Here is a 20,400-nt window from a genome sequence, read left to right on the forward strand (position 1 = left end):
GTCAGACCGTGTGCAGATACAGGTCGAAATCGACCTCTGACACTGTACGCATCACCCGCGCATACTCCGCTGCCTTGATCGCAGTGAAGGTGCGGTGCATGTCCTCGCCCAACGCCTCTTTCAGAAAATCCGAAGCCTTCGCCGCCTCAATCGCCTGCCGCCAGTCCAACGGAATCGCGGGCGCATCCTGCCCCGCCTCATACCCGTTCCCCACCGTCTCCGGCCCCGGGTCGATCTTGTGCTGCAATCCGTGGCGGATGCCGGCCAGAACGGTTGCTGCCACCAGATAGGGGTTGGCATCGACCCCCGCCGGGCGATGTTCAATCCGGCGCGCCCGGATATCGCCAGCCGGGATCCGCAAGGCGACAGACCGGTTGTTCACGCCCCAGGTAGGGCTGACCGGTGCGTAACTTTGCGCCGCAAAGCGTCGCCAGGAATTGGCGTGGGGTGCGAAGACCAGCATAGATTCCCCCATCGTCGCGCGCAATCCGCCAAGCGCGTGCAGGATCGTGGGGTTCCACACCCCCTCCTGCGCCTCAACAAAGACGTTGGTGCCTTTGGCATCCATCATCGAGACATGGAAATGCATGCCGGAGCCTGCGTAATCCTCATTCGGCTTGGCCATGAAACAGGCGGTCACCCCATGTGCCCGGGCCTGCGCCCGCACGATGCGTTTCAGCCGCATCAGATCATCCGCCGCCTGCATCACATCGGTGCGGTAATGCAGGGTCAGCTCATACTGACCGGGGGCGTATTCGGAAATCATCGTCTCGGCGGTGATGCCCGCCTTGGCAGCACCAGCGTAGATGTCGGAAAACAGCGGCAGCATTCCGTGGAGATGGTCGACCGAATAGACCTCGGTCTTCGACGATCTGCGCCCGTCCAGCACATCCCGCGCGGGCTGCATCTTGCCATCCGCTCCGCGCTCATTGGCAAGCAGGAAAAACTCCAGCTCAAACGCCCCCGCCGGATGCAGCCCTTCGCCAGCCAGCGCATCGACCTGACGCTTCAACGCATGGCGCGGGTCAGACGGCATCGGCCTGCCGTCCAGATCATACATCGACATCAGCACTTCGCCACGCGGCGGGGTGGTGTTGTGCAGCACCACAAGGGTGCCCGGAATTGGCCAAGCCCGCAGATCGCCGTCGCCCTGATCCCAGATCAGCCCGGTTTCATGCACATCCTCACCGCAGATGTCGAGGCCCAGGATGGAAATCGGCAGATGCCGGCCGTTATCGTAAAACGACAAGAGCTCATGCCGGCGGATGATCTTGCCGCGGCCAATCCCGTTTGAATCGTGCAAGACGATGTCAAACGCCTCTATCTCCGGATGGGCGGCAAGGAAGGCTTCGGCCTCGGCAACGGTCGAGCCGGAGGGGCTGTGCAATGTGGTCATGGGACACTCAGGCAAAAAGCTCGGACAGGATTTCATCAAAGGCCAGACCCAGACGATCAATCTGGCGCGGGCGGGTGGCGGGGCTGACCAGCATCATGTTGTGGAACGGCGCAATCAGACAGCCCCGGTTCAGCAGCGCGGTGTGCAAGGCCGCCTCGACCTGCGGTTGGTGGGCGTTAGCGGCCTCCGTGCCATTGTGCAGCGGACCGGGGGCGCAGATGAACTCCACCCGCGCGCCCACCCGCACCACGTGCCAGGGCGCACCATGAGCGTCGATCGACTGCTGCAAGGCTGCGGCCAGTTTTGCCGCGCCTTTGTCCATTTGGGCATAGGCGTCTTTGGTCATCACGTCCGCAAGGGTCGCCACCAGACAGGCGAACTGCATGGGGTTGGCCGACAATGTGGTCCCCATGCCGGAATGACCCGGCGGACGGGTCGCGTCGTATTCGTTAAAGCGCGCGGCCACGGCCTCGGTCATGCCCCAGACCGCTGTCGGCATCCCACCGGCGACGCATTTGCCCACCACGAACATATCCGGTGACAGGCCATGTACCCCGGTATAGCCGCCCAGCCCGGTCGAAATTGTATGGGTCTCATCCATGATCAACAGCGCGCCATAGCGATGCGTCAGCGCGCGCAAGCCCTCATGGAACCCACCCTTAGGCAGGACCATGCAGGAATTGGTCATCACCGGCTCGGTCAGCACCGCAGCCACATCGCCCTTGGCCAGCGCCGCCTCGACCCCGGCCAGATCGTTGAATTCACAGACCACCGCGCCCAGAGACAGGTCCTGCACCTGCCCCACCAGCCCGGGGCGGTTGCCGGTGCGACCATCCGCCAGTTCGACCATCGTATCGTCCAGCGTGCCGTGATAGCAGCCGTTGAACACCAGCACCTTTGGCCGCCCGGTCACCGCCCGTGCCACGCGCAAAGCAAAGCGGTTGGCGTCGGTGGCCGTGGTGGCGATCTGCCAGCGGAAGTCGCCGAAGCGCTTGGTCAGCAGACGGCCTGCCTCCATCGCGGCGGTCGTCGGCAGCATATAGGTCAGCCCGTGACGCGCCTGTTTGCGGATGGCATCGGCCACGGGCTTCGGCGAATGGCCGAACATGCTGCCGGTGTCGCCCAGACAGAAATCGTCAATCCCGTAACTGTCGATATCGGTGATCCGCGCACCCCTGGCCTTCGCGACCAGTGGCAGATGCGGCATCGGCCAGTCGCGCATCCAGTGCATCGGCACCCCGTTGAGGAAGGCCCCTGCCCCATCTGCCAGTGCCTTGGCCGACCTGGGCCGCGACCTTGTATAACGCTGCGCCTCGCGCGCGGCAAAGGCGGTCAGGCGGTCAGTCGGCACTCCGGCAATGGTTGGCTGTGACATGGTGGTCTCTCTGGTTGGCGCAGTATTGCCGGGAATTTGATCAAATTCAAGAGGGCGATGTGGGGCAGGTTTGCGGTCAGATCTGTGAGCAGTGCGCAGCGATACCGGCGCAAGAGTGAGTATTTGGAAAGCAGCAATTGGCAGGGTCCGCGCCGGCCTGACCTAGAGCCAGTCGGCGCGGCCGGTTCCGGTGGCTTCGGCAACGGTGTTGAAGCCGTCGCGGGCGAGCAGCGCGTCAAGGCCAAGTGCGATGCGGGCGGCGAGGCCGATGCCTTCATAGACCATCGCCGTGTAAAGTTGCACGGCTGAGGCCCCGGCGCGGATCTTGGCGTAGGCCTGTTCGGCGCTGCCGATGCCACCCACGCCGATCAGCGGCAACTGCCCGTGGGTGGCCAGCGACAGCTGCGCCAGCACGCGGGTGGATTTTTCGAACAATGGCGCGCCCGATAGGCCCCCAGTCTCAGTGTGGGTTGCACTTTTCAGATCTTCGCGCGACAGCGTGGTGTTGGTGGCGATAATCCCCGCCAGCCCCGCCGAGACGGCAATCGCGCCGATTTCGGCAATCTCGTCCGGGGTAAGGTCAGGAGCGATTTTCAGAAACACCGGGATCTGCGTCGCCAGTGCTGCCCGCACCTCCATCACCCGCGCCAGCAGGGCGGTCAGGGCCGCCGGCCCTTGCAGATCGCGCAGCTTTTCGGTGTTGGGAGAACTGACGTTGACGGTCGCAAAATCCACATGCGGCCCGCAGGTCGCCAGCACATGGGCGAAATCAGCTGCGCGGTCGTTCGAGGTTTTGTTCGCCCCCAGATTGAGGCCGATGGGCAGGCTGCGCGGACGATTTTGCAGACGCGCGGCAATCGCCGCCATCCCGTCATTGTTGAAGCCGAAGCGGTTGATCGCGGCGCGGTCCTCGGTCAGGCGGAACAGACGGGGCTTCGGATTGCCGGGCTGCGGCTCCGGCGTTGCGGCCCCCACCTCCAGAAAGCCAAAGCCCGCACGGGCAAGCGGCCCAAGCGCGGTTGCATTCTTGTCGTACCCGGCAGCGAGCCCGACCGGATTGGCCAGTTGCATCCCTGCAATCGTGCAGGCCAGACGTGGCGATGTCACCACGCCCGGCAGGGGCACCAGCCCACTGTTCAATGCCCGGAGCGACAGGCCATGCGCCGTTTCAGGGTCCAGCCGGTGCAGGACGGCCAGCCCGGCGCGTTCGATCAGGTTCACCACACACCTTCCGGGAAAATATGGCCCGTGGCCCCCAGAGGCAGCGATTTGTCCCAGACCACATCAGACAGCCGCAACGGGCGGTAAAGATGCGGGAAAAGATCCCCCCCGCGTGACGGCTCCCATTTCAGATCGGTCCCCAGCGCGCCTGAACGGAAGGCCACCAGCACCAGATCGCTTTCGGTGGCAAAGTGGCGCGCGGCGGTTTCGGCCACTTGCGCGGCGGTCGAGAAATGGATGAACCCATCCGCCAGATCGACGGGTGCCCCGGCGGTTTCACCTGCGGCGCGGAACGCATCCCATTCGGGGCGGCGGAAGATCTTGTAAATCAGCATGGCTTTCCATGCACATTGCGGAAGGCCCGGTCAATGGCAACTGCGGGGCAACCACCTGTCACCGGGCATTTGCAAAGGTGACGCAAGGTCAGGCAGGGCCGCGAACCAGACACGGGTTTGACTCGGCCGGTCTTGCGAGTCACGCTCGGCCCATCAAACAACACGGGAGTCACCTTATGAAAAACCATTTGCTTGGGTCCGCTGCGGCCATTGCGCTGTCGGCGGGGGCGGCGCAGGCCGATTACACGCTGCATGTCTTGCATATCAACGACTTCCACAGCCGGATTGAGGCGATCAACCGATCCGATTCGACCTGTTCCGCCGAGGATGCCGCCGAGAACAAGTGCTTTGGCGGCATCGCCCGCGTGGCAACCAAGGTCAACGAGTTGCGCGACAGCCTGACCGCCGATGGCCAGAATGTGATCTTTGTCGATGCCGGTGATCAGTTTCAGGGCAGCCTGATGTACACCACCTATAAAGGTGCTGTTGAGGCCGAGTTCATGGAGCAGTTGCGCCCCGACGCCATGGTGCTGGGGAATCACGAATTTGATGATGGCCCCGAAGGGCTGGCAAACTTTCTCGACAAGGTGACTTTCCCGGTCATTTCCGGCAACCTTGATGTCAGCCAGTCGAATGTGTTGGCAGGCCGGGTGCAGAACCATGTGGTGCTGGAGGTCGGGGGCGAAAAGATCGGGATCATTTCGGTTCTGGCAACCGATACGGTTGAAACCTCCAGCCCCGGCCCTTCGGTAATCTTTCAGGATGAGATCGACAGTCTGAAAGCCGATGTGGCGACGCTGGAAGCCGAAGGTGTGACCAAGATCATCGCCGTCACCCATGTCGGCTTTACCCGCGATCTGGAAATCGCTGCCGCCGTGCCGGGGATTGACGCGGTGGTCGGCGGCCACAGCCACACCTACCTGTCTGCCAGCGATCCGGCCCGCGCCGGGGCCTACCCGACCTGGGTCAGCCAGGACTCGGGTGCCATGGTGCCGGTGGTGCAGGCCTATGCCTATTCGAAATACCTTGGCCATCTGGAGCTGACCTTTGATGATGACGGGTCGCTGATCCACGCCGGCGGCGATACCATCCTTCTGGACGCCAGTGTCATCCCCGACCCGGCCATCGAGGCCCGCGTCGCCGAGCTTGCCGGGCCGATCGAAGAGCTGAAAGCCACCGTCATCGGCGAGACGACCGAGGCGATTGATGGCAGCCGCGAAACCTGCCGTCAGGGCGAATGCCAGATGGGCAATCTGGTGACCGATGCTATGCTCGACCGGGTCAAGGATCAGGGCGTGACCATCGCCATCACCAACGGCGGCGGCCTGCGCAGTTCCATCGATGCCGGTCCGGTCACGATGGGCGAAGCGCTGAGCGTGCTGCCGTTCCAGAACACGCTGTCGACCTTTACCGTCACCGGCGATGTGATTCTGGCTGCGCTTGAAAACGGCACCAGCGGGCTGGAAGACGGCGCAGGCCGCTTTGCGCAGGTGGCGGGGATGAAATACACCTTTGATCCGGCGCAAGACGTGGGAAGCCGTGTTTCAGAGGTGATGGTTCTGGTCGGTGGCGACGCCTGGGCACCGATTGATCCGGCGGCGGAATACATGCTGGTGTCGAACAACTACATGCGCGGCGGCGGGGATGGCTACCGCATGTTCGTTGACGCCAGCAACGCCTATGATTTCGGCCCAGATCTGGCCGATGTGATGGCGGAATATCTGGCAAAATCGCAGCCCTATGCGCCCTATCTGGACGGGCGCATCACCCGGAAATAACGGCATCTGCCGTGCAAGGGGGGCTGCTGGCAACAGCGGCCCCCGTTTTTTGGCCCTGCGCCGCGGACCGGCCTTCAATGGCCCCATCCGGCCCGCCCGTCCCAAAGCCCAAGCTTGCAAGCCCCCCCAATTAGGCGCATAGACTCGCGCCACGGGTGACCGGGCCCCTCTGGCAGGACTTTGCGGCAATCCTGCGATGTCGGCACCTGAACCGCCACATGCCGCGCGGTCACTTGTTCATGTCTTCCCCAGATACACTGCAGCGCTCGTCGCTGTCCTATTTCACATGGGCCTTTATCGTCACGGCGATCGGTCTTGCCCTCGGCCTTTGGCTGGGGTTTTCCACCGAACACAGCTTTGCCGGGGCCATGAAGGTTTTCTTTATTGTCACCGTTCTGGCCGTGCTGGAAATCTCGCTGTCGTTTGACAATGCCATCGTCAATGCCAACAAGCTGAAAGACATGACCCCGGTCTGGCAACAGCGGTTTCTGACCTGGGGCATCCTGATCGCCGTGTTCGGGATGCGGATCGTATTTCCGCTGCTGATTGTGGTCATCGCTGCCAATGTCGGCCCATGGTCGGCACTGGTGATGGCGGCCAGCCAGCCAGAAGAATACAGCCGCATCATGATGGAAGCCCATCTGCCGATTGCGGCCTTTGGCGGCACCTTCCTGATGATGGTGGCGCTGTCGTTCTTTTTCGACCACGAAAAAGAGGTGCACTGGGTACGTTGGCTGGAAGAAAAGGTCACAGCCTATTCCTCGGTCAAAGGGATCGAGATTGCCTTTGTGCTGGTGGTTATGCTGGCGTTTTCCGAGGTGATCGAAAACCAGAAGGGCGCGGCCTACGCGACCACCTTCTTCCATGCGGCGATCTGGGGCTTGCTGACCTTTCTGCTGGTCGAGGTGCTGGGCGGCGTGCTGGATCGCAGCCAGCAAGTGCTGCAAGGCGCGGCAAAGGGCGGCCTGGGCGCGTTTCTGTATCTGGAGGTGCTGGATGCCAGCTTCAGCTTTGACGGCGTGATCGGGGCCTTTGCCCTGTCATCCAACCTGTTCATCATTGCCATCGGTCTGGGCATCGGGGCGATGTATGTGCGGTCGATGACCATCATGCTGGTCGAACGCGGCACGCTGGCACAATACCGCTATCTGGAACATGGTGCTTTCTACGCCATCCTGATCCTGTCGGTGATCATGTATGTGCAGACCCTCACCCATATTCCCGAAGTGATCACAGGTCTGGGCGGGGCCACCCTGATCGGCATCGCCCTGTGGTCATCGATCCGCTGGAACAAGGCACATCGGGCGGATTGATCGGAGAGGGGCAATCTGGAGCGGGCGGCGAGCGACGGGGCGGTAAATCTAACCCTGTGGCCTGTCGCCTTTTCTGTTGTTTCTTAATAACTTGCGACCCGTGAGGTTTCCGGCGGTTTTTTCGGCGTGTGCCTGACGTGCTGTCAGGGTGTGCCCATTTTGCAGAGCCAGCGCCCACCCGCAAGGCTCATTTCTTCCGCTCGGCCAATGAACGCGCGATCTTCACCAGTGAACTCGCAATCTTCACCAGTATCCCAAGGGCCAGCCCGAACAGGAAGACCTTGACGCCTTGGTCAATTGCTTGGCCGCTGCTGCCGGACAACAAATAGCGAGAGGCGGCGGCGGCTCTGGAGGCGGGGTCATCTATACTCGCCACGTAGTAGCCGATGCCAACGCGAAGTGCGCCAAAGATAAGCGTCAACCAAGCAATGATACTTCCAAGAATGAGCATCTTATTCCTCTCTGCGACCGGCCACTGATCTACTGATTTCGGTCAGGATGCCCAAGACGAGGCCGCAAAACAGCATAATGTAACCCTGTTGTCTGAAAACCTTGCCTTGCTTCCCATTCCATTGGCTAGCATCGATATTGAGCATATTCGCAAACACTGACTCTGCTTGGTTTATGTCAAACTCATGCCCTGCCACCACACCAAAGATGCCCGCAACCGTTGCAAACCACGCAACCACTCGACCAAAATTCGTGAAGAACATCTATACCTCCGCGTCACGTTCTTAATGTTCTAGCCGCAGTCGTTCCCGATGTCAGGGTCGGTTTGCGCTTGGGTCAAAAATCTTTGGACCAGACCTCAACAGGTGAAGCAGAAAATCTCCCGGTGGCCCACGCCGTTCCACCTTCCGGGCCAGCCCACGCTGCACCTTTCCTGCCCTTGGTCCAACCTCCGGCCACACGGTTAGGCCCCCACATTCTCACGCCATAGCATTCTCAACGTTCGTTGTTGTCCATTAATCCACGATGCGAATCTAGTGTTCGCAAACTGACAAGGGTTCCGAGTTTGCCTCTGGAGCACGCTCAGGTGCCCGGATGAAGTTTTGAGGGGCAGCGATGCGGGACCAAGCGGACGGTCAGATTTGTAGCGCACCCTCAATCCGAGAGCCTTGGAAAACCTCCGCATCGCAACTAAATTTGAGAGCGATCAACGCTTAAAACAACGTCAAGCCAATAGTGACTAAGGTTGCGAGAACGGCCATAATTTCCAACGCATTGAAGGCTGTGCTTTGATGAAGTTTTCTGACCAGAACGGGTGATTTGCGCAGTGCCATCATGATCCTCGCAGTACGCCCGAACACACGTATGGCCTCATCGCGCCTGATGTTGATAGCATCGTCGCGTGTTAGACCGGGCAAACGGGGTGGGACTGCTTGTATTTCTTCAGTCAGATATAGCAAATCATCCTGCATCTGCTGATGCGCGTCGCCTTCAGTAATTGCTAAAAGTACAGGGGTGGAATCTTTCAGCGCATTGATCGCGTCGTCAGACAACTCGCGCAGGTTCTGTTCCTGCAGAATGCGGCGGTTGACGTACACATCGGCATGGGTCGCGCGTATGCCCTGCGCGCCCTGTTCAATCGCTATCATCAAAGACAGAGTTTCTTCTGACGCTGGCAGTTCGCCGACCGCAATCTGGCGTGTCAGGCTTTGATGAACGGTTGTGAAATCCATCTCGATGCGCTGCGGGTCATTGGCAAACCGCTTTAGCGTGCGTTTGAGCTTGCGGATTTCGAGCGAGGTTTCATTCAGCCCGTTTTTAGGGTCCTGTAGAACATCTTCAATTGCATCGGCCAATTGCGCGAGGATAGCGTTCAGCAAATCGGGTTTTTTGATAGGCTGATATTGAACCGAAAAGCGGCCAGTATCGGTGCTCTGCACTAAACTTTCCGCAAGCGGGGTCAATTCACTAAGGGCTTGGGCCTGTGCGTTGATCGTATCGCCCCCAATCGGCTGCAGGACGCTGTCTGCGGGGGAGTAGGGCTGGGGCCATGGCGGCAGGCTTTGCAGGTAGGTCAGCGTGTCGCGGGTGCGTTTTTTGTCATCTTCGATCTGGGCCAGTGCCTCCAACCACACATCGCGTTCAATGACGCGGGTCTTTTCGAAACTTACGCCTTTCCCGCCACCGGTTCCCAGGTTGCTCAGCCCTACAATCGGACGCAGGTCAGTAATCCGGGTGTTAAAGAGGTTTAGGGTTTGCAACGCGGCCAGATCAGCCAAAGGAGCGAGATCGGTAATCGGCGTGTTGGCGAGAAAGAGGGTCTGCAACGCGGTCAGGCCAGCCAAAGGAGCGAGATCAGCGATCTCAGTGTCGGCGAGATAAAGGGACTGTAGCCCTGTCATTCCCACCAGCGGCGCGAGATCTGCAATCGGGGTGCCGCCTAGGTTAAGGTCACGCAGCCCCTTCATTCGCACTAGCGGCGCGAGATCTGCAATCTGTGTGCCCCTGAGGTTGAGGGAACGCAACCTCGTCAAGGCCGCCAGTGGCGCGAAATCCGTAATCTTGGTGTTGAAGATGTTGAGTTGCTGCAACCCCCTTAGCTTCGCTAGCGGCGCAAGATCTGTGATTTGGGTTTCATAAAGGATGAGGTCCCGCAAGCCCGTCAGGCCCGCCAGCGGCGCGAAATCGGCTATGCTAGTACGGTCGAGGTTGAGGCGCTGCAAACTTGTCATCCCGGCCAGCGGCGCGAAATCAGTAATCAGTGTACCGCCGAGGTAGAGTCTTTGCAGGCGCGTCAGTGACGCCAGCGGCGCGAGATCAGTAATCTGGGTGCTGCTGAGGTTGAGAACACGCAACCATGTCATCCCCGCCAGCGGCGCAAAATCGGCGATTTGAGTGCCGCTGAGATGAATAGTGTGCAACTCCGTCAGAGCTGCGATCTCTGGCGGCAGGCGGTCGAGCGAGCGGCCGATTTCGCCAACTGCCCGGGCTGTGAGATCTAGAGTGTTCGCGCCTGTGGTGTTGGCCCTCACAATCTGTTCCTGCGCGTTTGCAAAGGCTATTTCTGCGTCACTCATCCCAGCGCGGCCGCCTTTTGCTTGTTTTCTAGATACTGCGCATCATTGAAACAAAAACGCTGATTTTGAAAGCGCGTTATAGCGCAATCTGACCGTCCGCTCTGGGCTTTGGGTGTGGAAAAATTCGGTCGCATGACGTCGGCCTCGGACCAAATTCTCATGTAGTAACGGCCGAGAAATATCATTTCGATACGAGCTACCAGAGCGTACCGCCGAGGTGCACTCGGCTAGCTGTCGTCTTTTCAGCGATGTTGGACAAACATTCGGTGCCCTGCTTCCATCAGATTTTTTTAAAGAGGCGAACACGAGCGGCCTTGATCATCTGACACGAAATATTCCACCGCACAAATCCGACAACCAGAGATCATATTTAAGGCTCGCGGCGCACCCCCCGTGGCCCCCTTTGGTTTCTCATGGCGGGCAGCATGAAGTGATCTTGCCGGGGAACAGGCGGTGACCGGAGAATTTTACCGGCGGGGCTTCGCTGTCTCTTTGAACCTTGGCCTAGTGAGTCGTCTCATTGCCTGTCCAGCGAGTCTCACACGAATGGTGTTGACAATTAAAAGACTGTCGGGGTATCAGGTCTAAGACTTCAAACAGACTCACGGAGACCTGACCCATGATCATCGGCTATGCCCGCACATCCACCACGGACCAGAAGGCGGGCCTTGAGGCGCAGCTTAGGGAACTCGTAAAGGTGCCCTGTGACGAAGTCTTTCAGGAGGAAGTGTCCTCGGTAGATCAGACCAGCCGGGGGCAGCTTGAATGCGCCCTGCAGTTCATCCGCAAGGGCGACGTACTGGTGGTCACCAAGTTGGACCGTCTGGCCCGGTCGGTGAAACACCTGCTGGAAATCACAGAGCGGGTGGAGGCCAAGGGCGCGACCTTGCGCATCCTTGACGCTGCCATTGATACCGCCACGCCCAACGGTCGGCTGATGTTGAACCTGCTGGGGTCCATCGCGCAGTTTGAACGGGAGATCATGCTGGAACGCCAGCGGGAGGGCATCGCCAAGGCCAAGGCCGAAGGGAAGTATCGGGGGAGGAAGCCCACAGGGGATGATGTGGTGGCCGAGTTGAAGCGTCTGGTGGCCGATGGGGTGCCCATAGCTGAGGCAGGCAAGCGTGTCGGCATCAGCCGTGCGACAGCTTTTCGCGTGGTTAAGGAAACATAGGTCAAGCCGTATGAGTAAATAAATATGATTTGCGCTTTAAGCGCAACACTGCGCGTCACAAGAGGTGGCAACTGCGTCACAAGTTGCAAATAGGCAGCCTTTCGCGACTCACAACGCCCGAGACATAAAATCTCCTGCTCAAAGGGCCGCCGCCAGTAAGTTGTTTGATTTCATATGGCTAGTGTTGCTGTGTCTAATCGCTGCGCCTAGGTTCCTCTCATCGCCAGACAGAGGAACCCCATGACTTTTGCAAACCACGCCACATTCCAAAACCAAGCCTCACACCCGGAAATCATCCTCCCAAACACCACAAAAGCCACTCAACTCGCGCAAGAAGCCCGTCATGGTCTCCGTATGGTGGCCGAGGGGGAAGATAGGGTGATCGAAGGTTGGCTGATATATGGCGCTGCGCTGTTGGTAGGACGAAAGCTTTTCCCATCCGACAACAAGTTCCATGACTGGCTGCGGTCTTCCAACTTGGAATACCACGGACACCCAGCCGACCCTGCCGCAGCGATGTGGGCAGCCGGTGACCTCGACGCCTTCCGTGTTCAGCGCGGCCTGCACCCCAAGGTCCGGACTGTGCGTGGCCTCCACGCCAGATGGAAAGAAGCCCAGAAGCCCCAGCCCAAGGCACCCAAGGAAGTCCCTACTGAGGATGAACTGCGGGTCGTTCGCAAACTGCGCACCCTTGTTGCTCACCCGAGCACTGACCCTGCCATCAAGGCCAACGCACAGCGCAAGCTGGACACTTACACGGAACGCTTCGGTGAAATCAAAACCGAGACCTCCAAGCAAAACCTCTCTAAGAAACAATTGGCCCACGAAATTTCCAAGCTATTGGCTTTCAACGTCATTAATGACTGGCGGGTCTTTGAGATCATTCGGGTCGCTATCTACCAGACGTATGGGGCATCCGAGGGAAGCCTCGAGCGCATTCTTGCCGAAGTTATGAAACGATAGCACGAAAGGACAGTTCTTGCTCTCAGGCATATCCCGGAAGAGAGAATTTCCTTCAAGCGCATGTTTTTAAACATTTCACACAAGACACAACCTGACTCATACAGATGTAGCGCATGTCGCGCCCTGAAAGGTTTCCCCCATGTCCCTCTCTATCGAAGCCCACAGCCTCTGCCTCACAATCCGCATTGGCCGCTGGGAGGGGTCAGCGTGGCGCAAGGCGCACCCCTTCCGACCCTTTGAGGACCATGACCTATGGACCCTGACGACCCGTAATGACCACGCTGCGGGCTTCCGTGAGGCTGTCCTGTCGCTGCCGTTGGTTGCCCTTTGCTGGACCAAAAGGACCGCCTAATCGATTTCCCCCCATCAGAGATATATCATCCATCTTCCGTGTGTTTCCGTGCCTCGGTTTCCACGGAGGATGTGTGAAGTATCCCCGCCAGTGAGTTCGGTCGGGTGTTTGTTGATCAAGGGAGGTGTGGCCTAGTCACCCATGCCTCCTGATCACCGCCCCTGACCGGGCACCCTTTTTCGTCCTCTTGCACCAACACGGTGGGGATGGCTTCGACCCCGGCTCGGACAGGCCCAAGTCGATTTCCCCCCATCACAGCCCCCATCCGCTTTCACCGCCTCCCCCAGCGTACCTAAGGCTGGCCTCGGGATGCAGTAGGAGGTCAGCCATAGCAGGCCCCGTTGGGCATGTGGTGATCATGGCGAAGCCAAACCACATCAATGATGCCCCTGATAGCTGCCCCTGACGGGCACCCCCTTTTTCGTCCTCTTGCACCAACACGGTGCCCGCTGATGTCCGTGGGTCTGATGCCCACGATGAACCGACCAGACAGCCCCCTTCGATTGCGGGGTGATCATGGCGAAGCCACACCCATCCATCAATCACACGACAGATGCCCCTGACCGGGCACCCCTTTTTGCCCTGTTGCACCAACACGGCTGAGGGTCTGCACCCAAACATATTCGGTTATCCGCATGCGTATGGGCGTATCAGTTTGTCATTCCCGTTTGCATCAACACCCCAAGGAACCCCTCATGCCCCCTAAAAGCCCATCCTATCGCCCCCGCCATTCCACACCGTATGAGCGCAAACCTGATGGCCGCCCGACCGTCAACGGCCTGCAACCCTCCTACCGCCATTACTACTACTCCCGGCTGCTCAAGGCGATGTGGCGGGGTCTCGCATGGTCCACAACGAATGCCCTGACAGCTGACCATAAGGCCGCTCATGGCTGGAAGGCGTTTCGGGTCAGGGGCAGCGTTGCGGCCCTCCTAGAACACCTCGCGGAGAACCATCGGGGTCTTGATGGGATCGACCGTGACATCGCCTTGAACGAAGTCGCCAACGCCCTCTTTGCCGCTGGTCTGGAAGCCCTTCTCAAAGACCCGGCTTGGTCTGGGGCCACCCGGCCATCACCAGCCCATCTTGAGCACAACAAACAGCCAATCACGGGATATTCTTTCAGATGAACCAGATGACTTTCGACCTCGGGGATACAACCCCCAGAGAGGCGATAGGAGGGGCACAGGAACGCCCTGAGCGGGCACCGGGGGTCAGCCTGCCCAGCAACATGCAGACGCGCACAAAGGACCGTCAGGCAGCGCTTCGTAAGCCCCCGCCATGTGACATTGATAAGCTGCGGACGCTTCTCAATTATGACCCGGAGACTGGAGAACTGCGCTGGTTACCGAGACATTCGGACAAGGGATGGACGGCCCGCTTCGCCGGGAAAATTGCCCTTACGAGCGTTGTCCGGGGCATGAGACAGGGGGCTGTCTACGGCCAGCACCAATACGCCCATCGGGTTGCTTATGCCCTGCACAACGGCAGATGGCCTGAGGGGGAAATGATTGCCCGCAATGGCGACCTCACTGACCTCCGTGCTGAAAATCTTCTGACCACCTCGCCCAGCCTGATATCTCAGAGGGAGGCAAAGAAGACCCGGAAGAACAACACATCAGGCATTCCGGGGGTCAGCTTTCACAAGCCATCGGGCAGATGGCAGGCCCACATCACGATAGCTGGCAAGCACATCGCACTAGGCCGCTTCGGAACCCCTAAAGCCGCAGCCAAAGCCCGACACCGCTATGAGGCCCGCCACGGCCTTACCGCATCCCAGATCGAAGCCCGTATCGCGGCCTGCTGATCACAATCAACATCATCACCATCAACCACCAACCTCACCGAAGGACTCTTTGAACATGGAATACAACGCAGCAACCGACAGCTTCGTGACCGATGACGGTCGGCACATCTCTGCCCGTGGCATGGAGCAGGGCACCGCAGCCTTTCACGCCCGCAGCATCCCGCAGCCCACCGCAGCCCGCACGGAAGTCGGCTATGGCCGCGAGGTCACCATCGGCCACGACGGCATGACCACCCACCGCGACAGCCCGTCCGGGGCCTCGTTCTCATTCTCCGAACAGGTCAACCCGGCAATCCCCGCGACCACCATTCAGACGAAGTCAGGCAGCCCTGTGCTATGCCGTGCGCCGCAAGGGTCTGACACCATTATAATCAAAGGACAGCGGGCTTCTCTGGATGTTTTCGCCAGCTTGGGCGAAATCACCCGCACCCCCGATGGCGGCTTCATCATCCCCGGCGGGGCTGCACCCGGCCCTTTCGTCCAGGGTGATGCAGGGGCACCCGAAACCTCCCCGCAACAGCAGCCACAGACAAACCCTGAGGCCACCCCTACGGCCCCTTGGGCAGCCGACAGGGCAACCTCTGCCGTGGTCAATGAACTGGCCTCTACGCTGCCCGCCCCGGTCACCTATGGCCTGATGGATGATTATGCCAAGACCGGCACCTTCTCAGAGACCGAACTGCAGGACGCTGCCAACGCCTCGGGGCAACCTCTGGAGGCCATCCGGGGCAAACTGGAGGCAGCACAGGCGGGCATGGAGGCAGCCGTATACAGCCGCCTTGAGGGCCTTGGGGTCCATGACCATGACCTGTTCTCGGATTACTGTCAGGGGCATCCTCAGCGCGCCCTTGAAGCCTTCGATGCGCTGCGGACCATGGTCGCCACAGGGGACGCCTCGGGGTTCGATAAGCTGGCCCAAGGGTATGCCAGTGAACTTGGGGGACTGGACCCGCAGTCTGTGGCGACAGCCTTGCAGGAAGCTGGCATCAAGTTCACCTATGACCGCAGCACCTTCGACTTCATCATCGAAATGGACGGCATGACACTGCCCTATAAGCAGGCTGTCCGTAACGGGATGGTCAAGGTTTCCCGCATCTGACAACTCAACGCCCCCCATCGGTCACCCGGTGGGGGGCATTTTGTCCGTGATTACCACGTCGAGGGCGTTAACCTCTGCTAGTGGACAGGAAGCCCATTGGCTTAGAACAGACATCAGCCACGCCCTAGCAAACCAGAATACGACATCCAGTTTGCCCGTCTTTGAGCAGAGGGAGGCTTCGGTTTGGCTGCATAGAAATGCATTACGACCATAAGCGCGCCGCGATGCGCATTGATCATCTAGATGCAGCGAGAATTTGAGTGTAGGCTCCGCGAAACAACCCACTGGACGATTGATCTTGAAATGATTGATGATTTATTACCACAACTTTCAAACTGGTGGGGCGATTTGGAGCGATGGTGGCGAAACAGCCTTACAACCGTGACACGCGACGATTACACTCCGTTTCTGGATGTAAGCGGCTTTCTAGGCATTTTGGCCTTTTCAGTAGCTGTGTTTACACTCACTAGTGCAAAGTTTCAAATTAGACAGGCAACTGCTCTTGTGCCATTGCGACCAGTTTTCTTTGTGGCTCTAATAACTTCTGGTATGATAACTTTCTTAATTGAAGCGTTCATTCTTTATGAATTGAAAATTCCTAGCTTCCTTAATCCAAACAAAATAAACTACTTTGTATCCGCAGTCCTGTCCATTCTAATTCTTTACTGGATGTGTATTTGCTTTGTGCGCCCCCCCCGATTTTCTCGCTTTACGGCTCGACGCTTTTTTCAACAAACCTACATTCACATAAATAACGGCGGAAAGGATGAGATGCTTGCCTTGGCTAGAGAACTCATGCGTGAAGCACCAAGGTTGATGCGCCACGCTCCACAAACAAAGCAGCACTACTTTAAGAATGAAGAACCAATTACGCTATCGGCAGTGCAAACACATGCGCACTTTCTTTTAGAACTCCTAGGCGACACTCGTTTCTGTGAAATGTTAGCAAGCGAAATTCCATCGTTTCCTGCTCACATGGTGGAAGAAGCAATAAATATGAAACGATATGATGTTCGTATCCAGCTCATGGTGCGACGTACGGTTTTGGCGATGCTGAAAAGACCGAACTCCGCCTTGTTCGTAGAGAACGAATGGCTGGAGCAGGGGTTCATTGGTGATGCGAAACCCATTACGCGCGCGATTTTTAAAAACTGGCACTACCTTGAGAGTTACGAGCGGGGCTTGGAGTCACCTCTTGATATGAGTTATCCGCACGCTCGCACTTGGGACACTGAAACGTGGCGGGTCTACTTTGGCCTTGCGCGTGAGTATGTTCGAGGATTAGTCTTCCAAGGGAGGCCAAACTGGGATGCTCGCGGCATCCACTACATCTTAGAAACAACAAAGAAAGCGTACGAAAATCTTGGCGATATGGCAAGGTACGAAAGTACATTTAGCTCCCAAAATCCTTTATGGCACGCGCGAGAGGCGAATAAATTTCTGAATGAACTCGTGGTGATTTTTGATGAATCAGGCGGCTGGGTGGGATTTGATAGAACCGACGATTTTCGATACGGTCACGATTTATCTTCTAGAATTGCAGAGTTGCGCTTTGAAACCATTTTCACTGCTGCGCAGGTTAATACCAAAGAATTCCGGATGTGGGATGTTCAGCATAATTTAGTTTGGTACCCCATTGAGATGCGTTCGGCCAGAGAAACAAAAGTAATGATGATGGCATCTAGGAAACTCCGGAGAATGATTTGGAATGAGATTGTTCAGATGGATGACATTCCAAATTACAAAGGGGCAGCGTACATTCGTTTTTGCCTCAATGTCTTGGGCTTTTACGACCCAAGCATTCAGCGTAAAAGGTCTCTGGACAAGGATTCGTGGCCACTTGCAAAAGTTCTGGCTGACTGGGTAAGAAGAAACTACCAAACAGTTGCCAAATCACATCCGCCAGTGGCAAAGGCAATGCTTCCTGCAAATATTGAATACGATCCAGTGTCGCAGACACTAGTTCGGTTGCAGGATGATACACTTACTGGCGTGCCGCGACGGAAGGTTTTTGCGCTCAATGTGGCGCGTCCTGATCTCCCTGAGTAGCTGCGGCCTGCTTCGCCCGTTCTCAATTTTCTTCCAGAGCGCCACCGCGCCAAAATCGTCTGCACATTGATCCAATAGACCTTCGTTTGAACAACAATGGACGTACCGGAGGTTGACCGGAAACCGTTGGTGTTGTCGGGCCACCTAGGCTTCCAACCCAAAGGCCCGCTTCATGACCCGCGTTGTCGCCCGCAGCTTGGCAACCTCGCCACCATAGACCCGGTCACCGACACCGCCCAGCGCGTGACCCAGTATCAGGTTCTGGTCTAGCGATGCCGCCTCGGACAGCGTCAGCCTGTCTTTCATATTGTGGCGCAGGGAATGGATGACGTGCTTTTCGTCTACCGACACCCGCCTCAGGTGCTTCATAAGCGATGCAGAGGCAGCGTCTGACCCCCTGTTGCGGCCATAGGTAGGGAACAGCATAAGTTCACCCTCAGCCGCCTCAAGGGCCTCCTGAGCGGCAGCCAAGGCGTCACCAACAAGCGGCACTTGACGCCGGGAGGACTCCGTTTTCAGGCTGCGCAGATCGTGCGGCTCAATGCGGATGTGCGGCAGGTCACCCGTCACCTTCACATCCTCCACCCGCAGCCCAGTGATCTCGGCAATACGGCATCCTGTCCCTTCGATCAGCCGCCAGATATGCGCCAGCGCCGGGGAGGCATTAGCAAGTATCCTGTCGCGCGTCTCTTTGAGGACATCAACCGGCAACGGGTCGCGCTTTTCAGAAGCCTTGCGGCCCTGACCCTTGGCCACACGTTCCACCGGCAGACGGCTGAAAGGGTTCTGAACGTTGTCCCCCAAGCCGAACTCCACCTTCGCAAAGTTGATGACAGCCGTAATGATCGTCAGTTCCCGCGACACCGTGGCGGCGCTGACCTTCCCGCCAACGCCTCTACCCCTGACCTTCACCCGGTCAAGCATTTCATCCCGCACCGCTCGGGCGTCCTCTCGGGCGATCGATGACAATGCGGGGTCACGCCCCATGGCGTTGATGGCGGTTTCTATGACCCGCCTTGCAAGCCCCACCACGCGGCTATCCGTGTCCGGGTGGCTCTCGTTCAGATGCTCTTTGAGATACAGCTTCAGGGCATCCCCAAGAGTCGGTTCGGGGGCCTTGATCTTGCCCGGAGCGTCCCTCAGCAGATTGATCGTGTAGCGGTCCAGTGGCGGCACACCAAGTGGCCCGTCTTCGTCCTGCGGGTATTTGTCGGCAAGCGTATCGGCCACTATGTCCAGATCATCCTGAGAAGCCCCTGCGGCGACCAGATCAGCGCGCCTTCTGAGGGCTTCTGCATAGGCTTCACGCTCAGACAGCTTGGCATTGGCCACGCCCTTTGTTCGCGCCCGACCCAGCTTGGCCTCGGCAATCTCCCGCTCCACCTCGGCATGATACCGGGGATAGGCGGCAAGGGCTGCCCGCTGGGAATCACCCAGCTTGCGTTTGAACTCCCGCTTGGCGATGACCTCGGCAACATCTTTGGGCACCCTGCGGCGGTACTGCCAACTGCCCGATTTGGTTCGCTCGATGTGCTTCAAAACAAGTCCCATGTGTGCCCCGTGTGTGCTGTAATGTGCACCGGAAGGGAACGCAAGTATCGGAAGTTATTGAGAAATATGGACTGACAAGGGGTCCAATGGAGCGGGCGGCGGGAATCGAACCCGCGTCTTTAGCTTGGAAGGCTAAGGTCTTACCATTACACAACGCCCGCGCTCTGGGCTGGAAATAGAGGATCGCGCGGGCAGGGTCAACCGGGGCCGTGCGGAGGGCGGGGCAGATTTTCCTGATGTCCGCACCTCCCCCCGGGTTTAAGGCCTGCGGTCAGGGCCGGATCAGCCCGGCGTTGCGGGCGATCATGGCGGCGTGGGTGCGGTTTCTGGCCCCCAGTTTGCGGGCAAGGGTCTTGACGTGCAGTTTGACCGTCACTTCCTGAACCGCCAGATCGCGGGCGATTTCCTTGTTGGACTTGCCGTCGCAGATGCCTTCCAGCACTTCGCGTTCCCGCCGGGTCAGGTCTTCCAGCACCGCGTTCGGCGGCGGCGGATCTTCCAGCATCGACATTGGGGCGAAAATCTCACCCGCAGCCATCCGCTTGATGGCGGCGATCAGCGCTTTGATCCCCAATGTTTTTGGCACAAAACCGACAGCGCCACTGGCAAGCGCCTCTTGCGCCAAATCGCGGCGGATGGTGCCGGACATCACCGCCACAGGCACCCCGGGCGCGGCACTGCGGACCTTGCGTAGCCCGTCCAGCCCGTCCATCCCCGGCATCTGGTAATCCAGCAGCACCAGATCAAAGGGTTGCTGCGTCAGGGCGTCGAGCGCCGGCTGCAACCCTGCCACAGAGACCACCACAATGCCGCCATCCACCGCCACCAATGCGGAGACCGATTCACGGAACAAGTCATGATCGTCGGCCAGAAGCATCCGCACGTGTCTTTTCCTCTGTCCGGCAAGGGACATTCGCATTTTCGGGAGCGTCATTTCGGCATGAAATGTACTAAGATATAC

The 20,400-nt window shown here is 58.7% G+C and carries 17 protein-coding genes and 1 tRNA gene; 8 read left to right on the top strand and 10 right to left on the bottom strand.

Annotation, left to right across the window (positions count from 1 at the left end; translation table 11 throughout):
* Position 1 precedes the first annotated feature (1 nt).
* The 4 genes from Q7J44_RS14775 to Q7J44_RS14790 form a co-directional block, all read right to left on the bottom strand.
* Positions 2-1,396 (bottom strand): glutamine synthetase family protein, encoded by a 1,395-nt coding sequence (locus Q7J44_RS14775; protein WP_304881142.1) that lies wholly within the window; start codon positions 1,394-1,396, stop codon positions 2-4.
* A gap of 7 nt (positions 1,397-1,403) precedes the next feature.
* A complete protein-coding gene (locus Q7J44_RS14780; RefSeq protein WP_304881144.1) occupies positions 1,404-2,771 on the bottom strand; it encodes an aspartate aminotransferase family protein in 1,368 nt (455 codons plus the stop codon).
* Between the two features lie 162 nt (positions 2,772-2,933).
* The gene (locus Q7J44_RS14785; protein WP_304881146.1) at positions 2,934-3,992 is read right to left on the bottom strand and encodes a quinone-dependent dihydroorotate dehydrogenase; all 1,059 of its coding nucleotides are present in this window, start codon (positions 3,990-3,992) and stop codon (positions 2,934-2,936) included.
* On the bottom strand, positions 3,989-4,327 hold the full coding sequence (locus Q7J44_RS14790) for a DUF952 domain-containing protein (RefSeq protein ID WP_304881148.1): 339 nt from the start codon (positions 4,325-4,327) through the stop codon (positions 3,989-3,991). The genes Q7J44_RS14785 and Q7J44_RS14790 overlap by 4 nt, the downstream gene beginning before the upstream one ends.
* Positions 4,328-4,503: 176 nt before the next feature.
* Here Q7J44_RS14790 and Q7J44_RS14795 point away from each other — a divergent pair, with 176 nt between their 5' ends.
* Together Q7J44_RS14795 and Q7J44_RS14800 are read left to right on the top strand one after the other, a co-directional pair.
* Positions 4,504-6,105, top strand: coding sequence for a bifunctional UDP-sugar hydrolase/5'-nucleotidase (locus tag Q7J44_RS14795; protein ID WP_304881150.1), 1,602 nt, complete (start codon positions 4,504-4,506; stop codon positions 6,103-6,105).
* A 239-nt stretch (positions 6,106-6,344) separates the two neighbouring features.
* Complete coding sequence (locus Q7J44_RS14800) at positions 6,345-7,418, top strand: DUF475 domain-containing protein (protein ID WP_304881152.1); 1,074 nt, start codon at positions 6,345-6,347, stop codon at positions 7,416-7,418.
* A 187-nt stretch (positions 7,419-7,605) separates the two neighbouring features.
* Here the strand turns inward: Q7J44_RS14800 and Q7J44_RS14805 are convergent, their stop codons facing one another.
* The 3 genes from Q7J44_RS14805 to Q7J44_RS14815 all read right to left on the bottom strand — a co-directional run bounded on the left by Q7J44_RS14805 (position 7,606) and on the right by Q7J44_RS14815 (position 10,444).
* Positions 7,606-7,869, bottom strand: a complete 264-nt coding sequence (locus tag Q7J44_RS14805) for a hypothetical protein (protein ID WP_304881154.1) — start codon at positions 7,867-7,869, stop codon at positions 7,606-7,608.
* A 1-nt stretch (position 7,870) separates the two neighbouring features.
* On the bottom strand, positions 7,871-8,131 hold the full coding sequence (locus tag Q7J44_RS14810; RefSeq protein ID WP_304881156.1) for a hypothetical protein: 261 nt from the start codon (positions 8,129-8,131) through the stop codon (positions 7,871-7,873).
* 450 nt (positions 8,132-8,581) lie between these two features.
* A complete protein-coding gene (locus tag Q7J44_RS14815) occupies positions 8,582-10,444 on the bottom strand; it encodes a leucine-rich repeat domain-containing protein (protein ID WP_304881158.1) in 1,863 nt (620 codons plus the stop codon).
* A gap of 619 nt (positions 10,445-11,063) precedes the next feature.
* Here Q7J44_RS14815 and Q7J44_RS14820 point away from each other — a divergent pair.
* The 6 genes from Q7J44_RS14820 (at position 11,064) to Q7J44_RS14845 (ending at position 17,888) form a co-directional block, all read left to right on the top strand.
* A complete protein-coding gene (locus Q7J44_RS14820) occupies positions 11,064-11,618 on the top strand; it encodes a recombinase family protein (protein ID WP_304881160.1) in 555 nt (184 codons plus the stop codon).
* Between the two features lie 240 nt (positions 11,619-11,858).
* On the top strand, positions 11,859-12,581 hold the full coding sequence (locus Q7J44_RS14825) for a hypothetical protein (protein WP_304881161.1): 723 nt from the start codon (positions 11,859-11,861) through the stop codon (positions 12,579-12,581).
* Positions 12,582-13,628: 1,047 nt separating this feature from the next.
* Entirely contained in the window at positions 13,629-14,063 is a 435-nt protein-coding gene (locus Q7J44_RS14830; RefSeq protein ID WP_304881163.1) for a hypothetical protein, read from the top strand.
* On the top strand, positions 14,060-14,740 hold the full coding sequence (locus Q7J44_RS14835; RefSeq protein ID WP_304881165.1) for an HNH endonuclease: 681 nt from the start codon (positions 14,060-14,062) through the stop codon (positions 14,738-14,740). The genes Q7J44_RS14830 and Q7J44_RS14835 overlap by 4 nt, the downstream gene beginning before the upstream one ends.
* A gap of 55 nt (positions 14,741-14,795) precedes the next feature.
* A complete protein-coding gene (locus tag Q7J44_RS14840; protein WP_304881167.1) occupies positions 14,796-15,839 on the top strand; it encodes a hypothetical protein in 1,044 nt (347 codons plus the stop codon).
* A 303-nt stretch (positions 15,840-16,142) separates the two neighbouring features.
* Positions 16,143-17,888, top strand: a complete 1,746-nt coding sequence (locus Q7J44_RS14845) for a hypothetical protein (protein ID WP_304881169.1) — start codon at positions 16,143-16,145, stop codon at positions 17,886-17,888.
* A 144-nt stretch (positions 17,889-18,032) separates the two neighbouring features.
* On the opposite strand, the gene Q7J44_RS14850 is transcribed toward Q7J44_RS14845, so the two are convergent.
* The 3 genes from Q7J44_RS14850 to Q7J44_RS14860 all read right to left on the bottom strand — a co-directional run bounded on the left by Q7J44_RS14850 (position 18,033) and on the right by Q7J44_RS14860 (position 20,316).
* A complete protein-coding gene (locus tag Q7J44_RS14850) occupies positions 18,033-19,439 on the bottom strand; it encodes a tyrosine-type recombinase/integrase (RefSeq protein ID WP_304881171.1) in 1,407 nt (468 codons plus the stop codon).
* Between the two features lie 87 nt (positions 19,440-19,526).
* Positions 19,527-19,600 (bottom strand) — tRNA-Gly (locus Q7J44_RS14855).
* A gap of 110 nt (positions 19,601-19,710) precedes the next feature.
* On the bottom strand, positions 19,711-20,316 hold the full coding sequence (locus Q7J44_RS14860) for a response regulator (RefSeq protein ID WP_370693015.1): 606 nt from the start codon (positions 20,314-20,316) through the stop codon (positions 19,711-19,713).
* Positions 20,317-20,400 lie beyond the last annotated feature (84 nt).

This window comes from Pseudotabrizicola sp. (genome assembly GCF_030656345.1).
In the GTDB taxonomy this organism is placed as follows: Bacteria; Pseudomonadota; Alphaproteobacteria; order Rhodobacterales; family Rhodobacteraceae; genus Pseudotabrizicola.

Coding starts and splice junctions, on each gene's coding strand:
- Q7J44_RS14840 (WP_304881167.1), top strand. CDS start 14,796: ATGGAATACAACGCAGCAACCGACAGCTTCGTGACCGATGACGGTCGG.
- Q7J44_RS14800 (WP_304881152.1), top strand. CDS start 6,345: ATGTCTTCCCCAGATACACTGCAGCGCTCGTCGCTGTCCTATTTCACA.
- Q7J44_RS14830 (WP_304881163.1), top strand. CDS start 13,629: ATGCCCCCTAAAAGCCCATCCTATCGCCCCCGCCATTCCACACCGTAT.
- Q7J44_RS14860 (WP_370693015.1), bottom strand. CDS start 20,316: ATGCTTCTGGCCGACGATCATGACTTGTTCCGTGAATCGGTCTCCGCA.
- Q7J44_RS14805 (WP_304881154.1), bottom strand. CDS start 7,869: ATGCTCATTCTTGGAAGTATCATTGCTTGGTTGACGCTTATCTTTGGC.
- Q7J44_RS14775 (WP_304881142.1), bottom strand. CDS start 1,396: ATGACCACATTGCACAGCCCCTCCGGCTCGACCGTTGCCGAGGCCGAA.
- Q7J44_RS14825 (WP_304881161.1), top strand. CDS start 11,859: ATGACTTTTGCAAACCACGCCACATTCCAAAACCAAGCCTCACACCCG.
- Q7J44_RS14820 (WP_304881160.1), top strand. CDS start 11,064: ATGATCATCGGCTATGCCCGCACATCCACCACGGACCAGAAGGCGGGC.
- Q7J44_RS14780 (WP_304881144.1), bottom strand. CDS start 2,771: ATGTCACAGCCAACCATTGCCGGAGTGCCGACTGACCGCCTGACCGCC.
- Q7J44_RS14835 (WP_304881165.1), top strand. CDS start 14,060: ATGAACCAGATGACTTTCGACCTCGGGGATACAACCCCCAGAGAGGCG.
- Q7J44_RS14790 (WP_304881148.1), bottom strand. CDS start 4,327: ATGCTGATTTACAAGATCTTCCGCCGCCCCGAATGGGATGCGTTCCGC.
- Q7J44_RS14795 (WP_304881150.1), top strand. CDS start 4,504: ATGAAAAACCATTTGCTTGGGTCCGCTGCGGCCATTGCGCTGTCGGCG.
- Q7J44_RS14850 (WP_304881171.1), bottom strand. CDS start 19,439: ATGGGACTTGTTTTGAAGCACATCGAGCGAACCAAATCGGGCAGTTGG.
- Q7J44_RS14845 (WP_304881169.1), top strand. CDS start 16,143: ATGATTGATGATTTATTACCACAACTTTCAAACTGGTGGGGCGATTTG.
- Q7J44_RS14810 (WP_304881156.1), bottom strand. CDS start 8,131: ATGTTCTTCACGAATTTTGGTCGAGTGGTTGCGTGGTTTGCAACGGTT.
- Q7J44_RS14815 (WP_304881158.1), bottom strand. CDS start 10,444: ATGAGTGACGCAGAAATAGCCTTTGCAAACGCGCAGGAACAGATTGTG.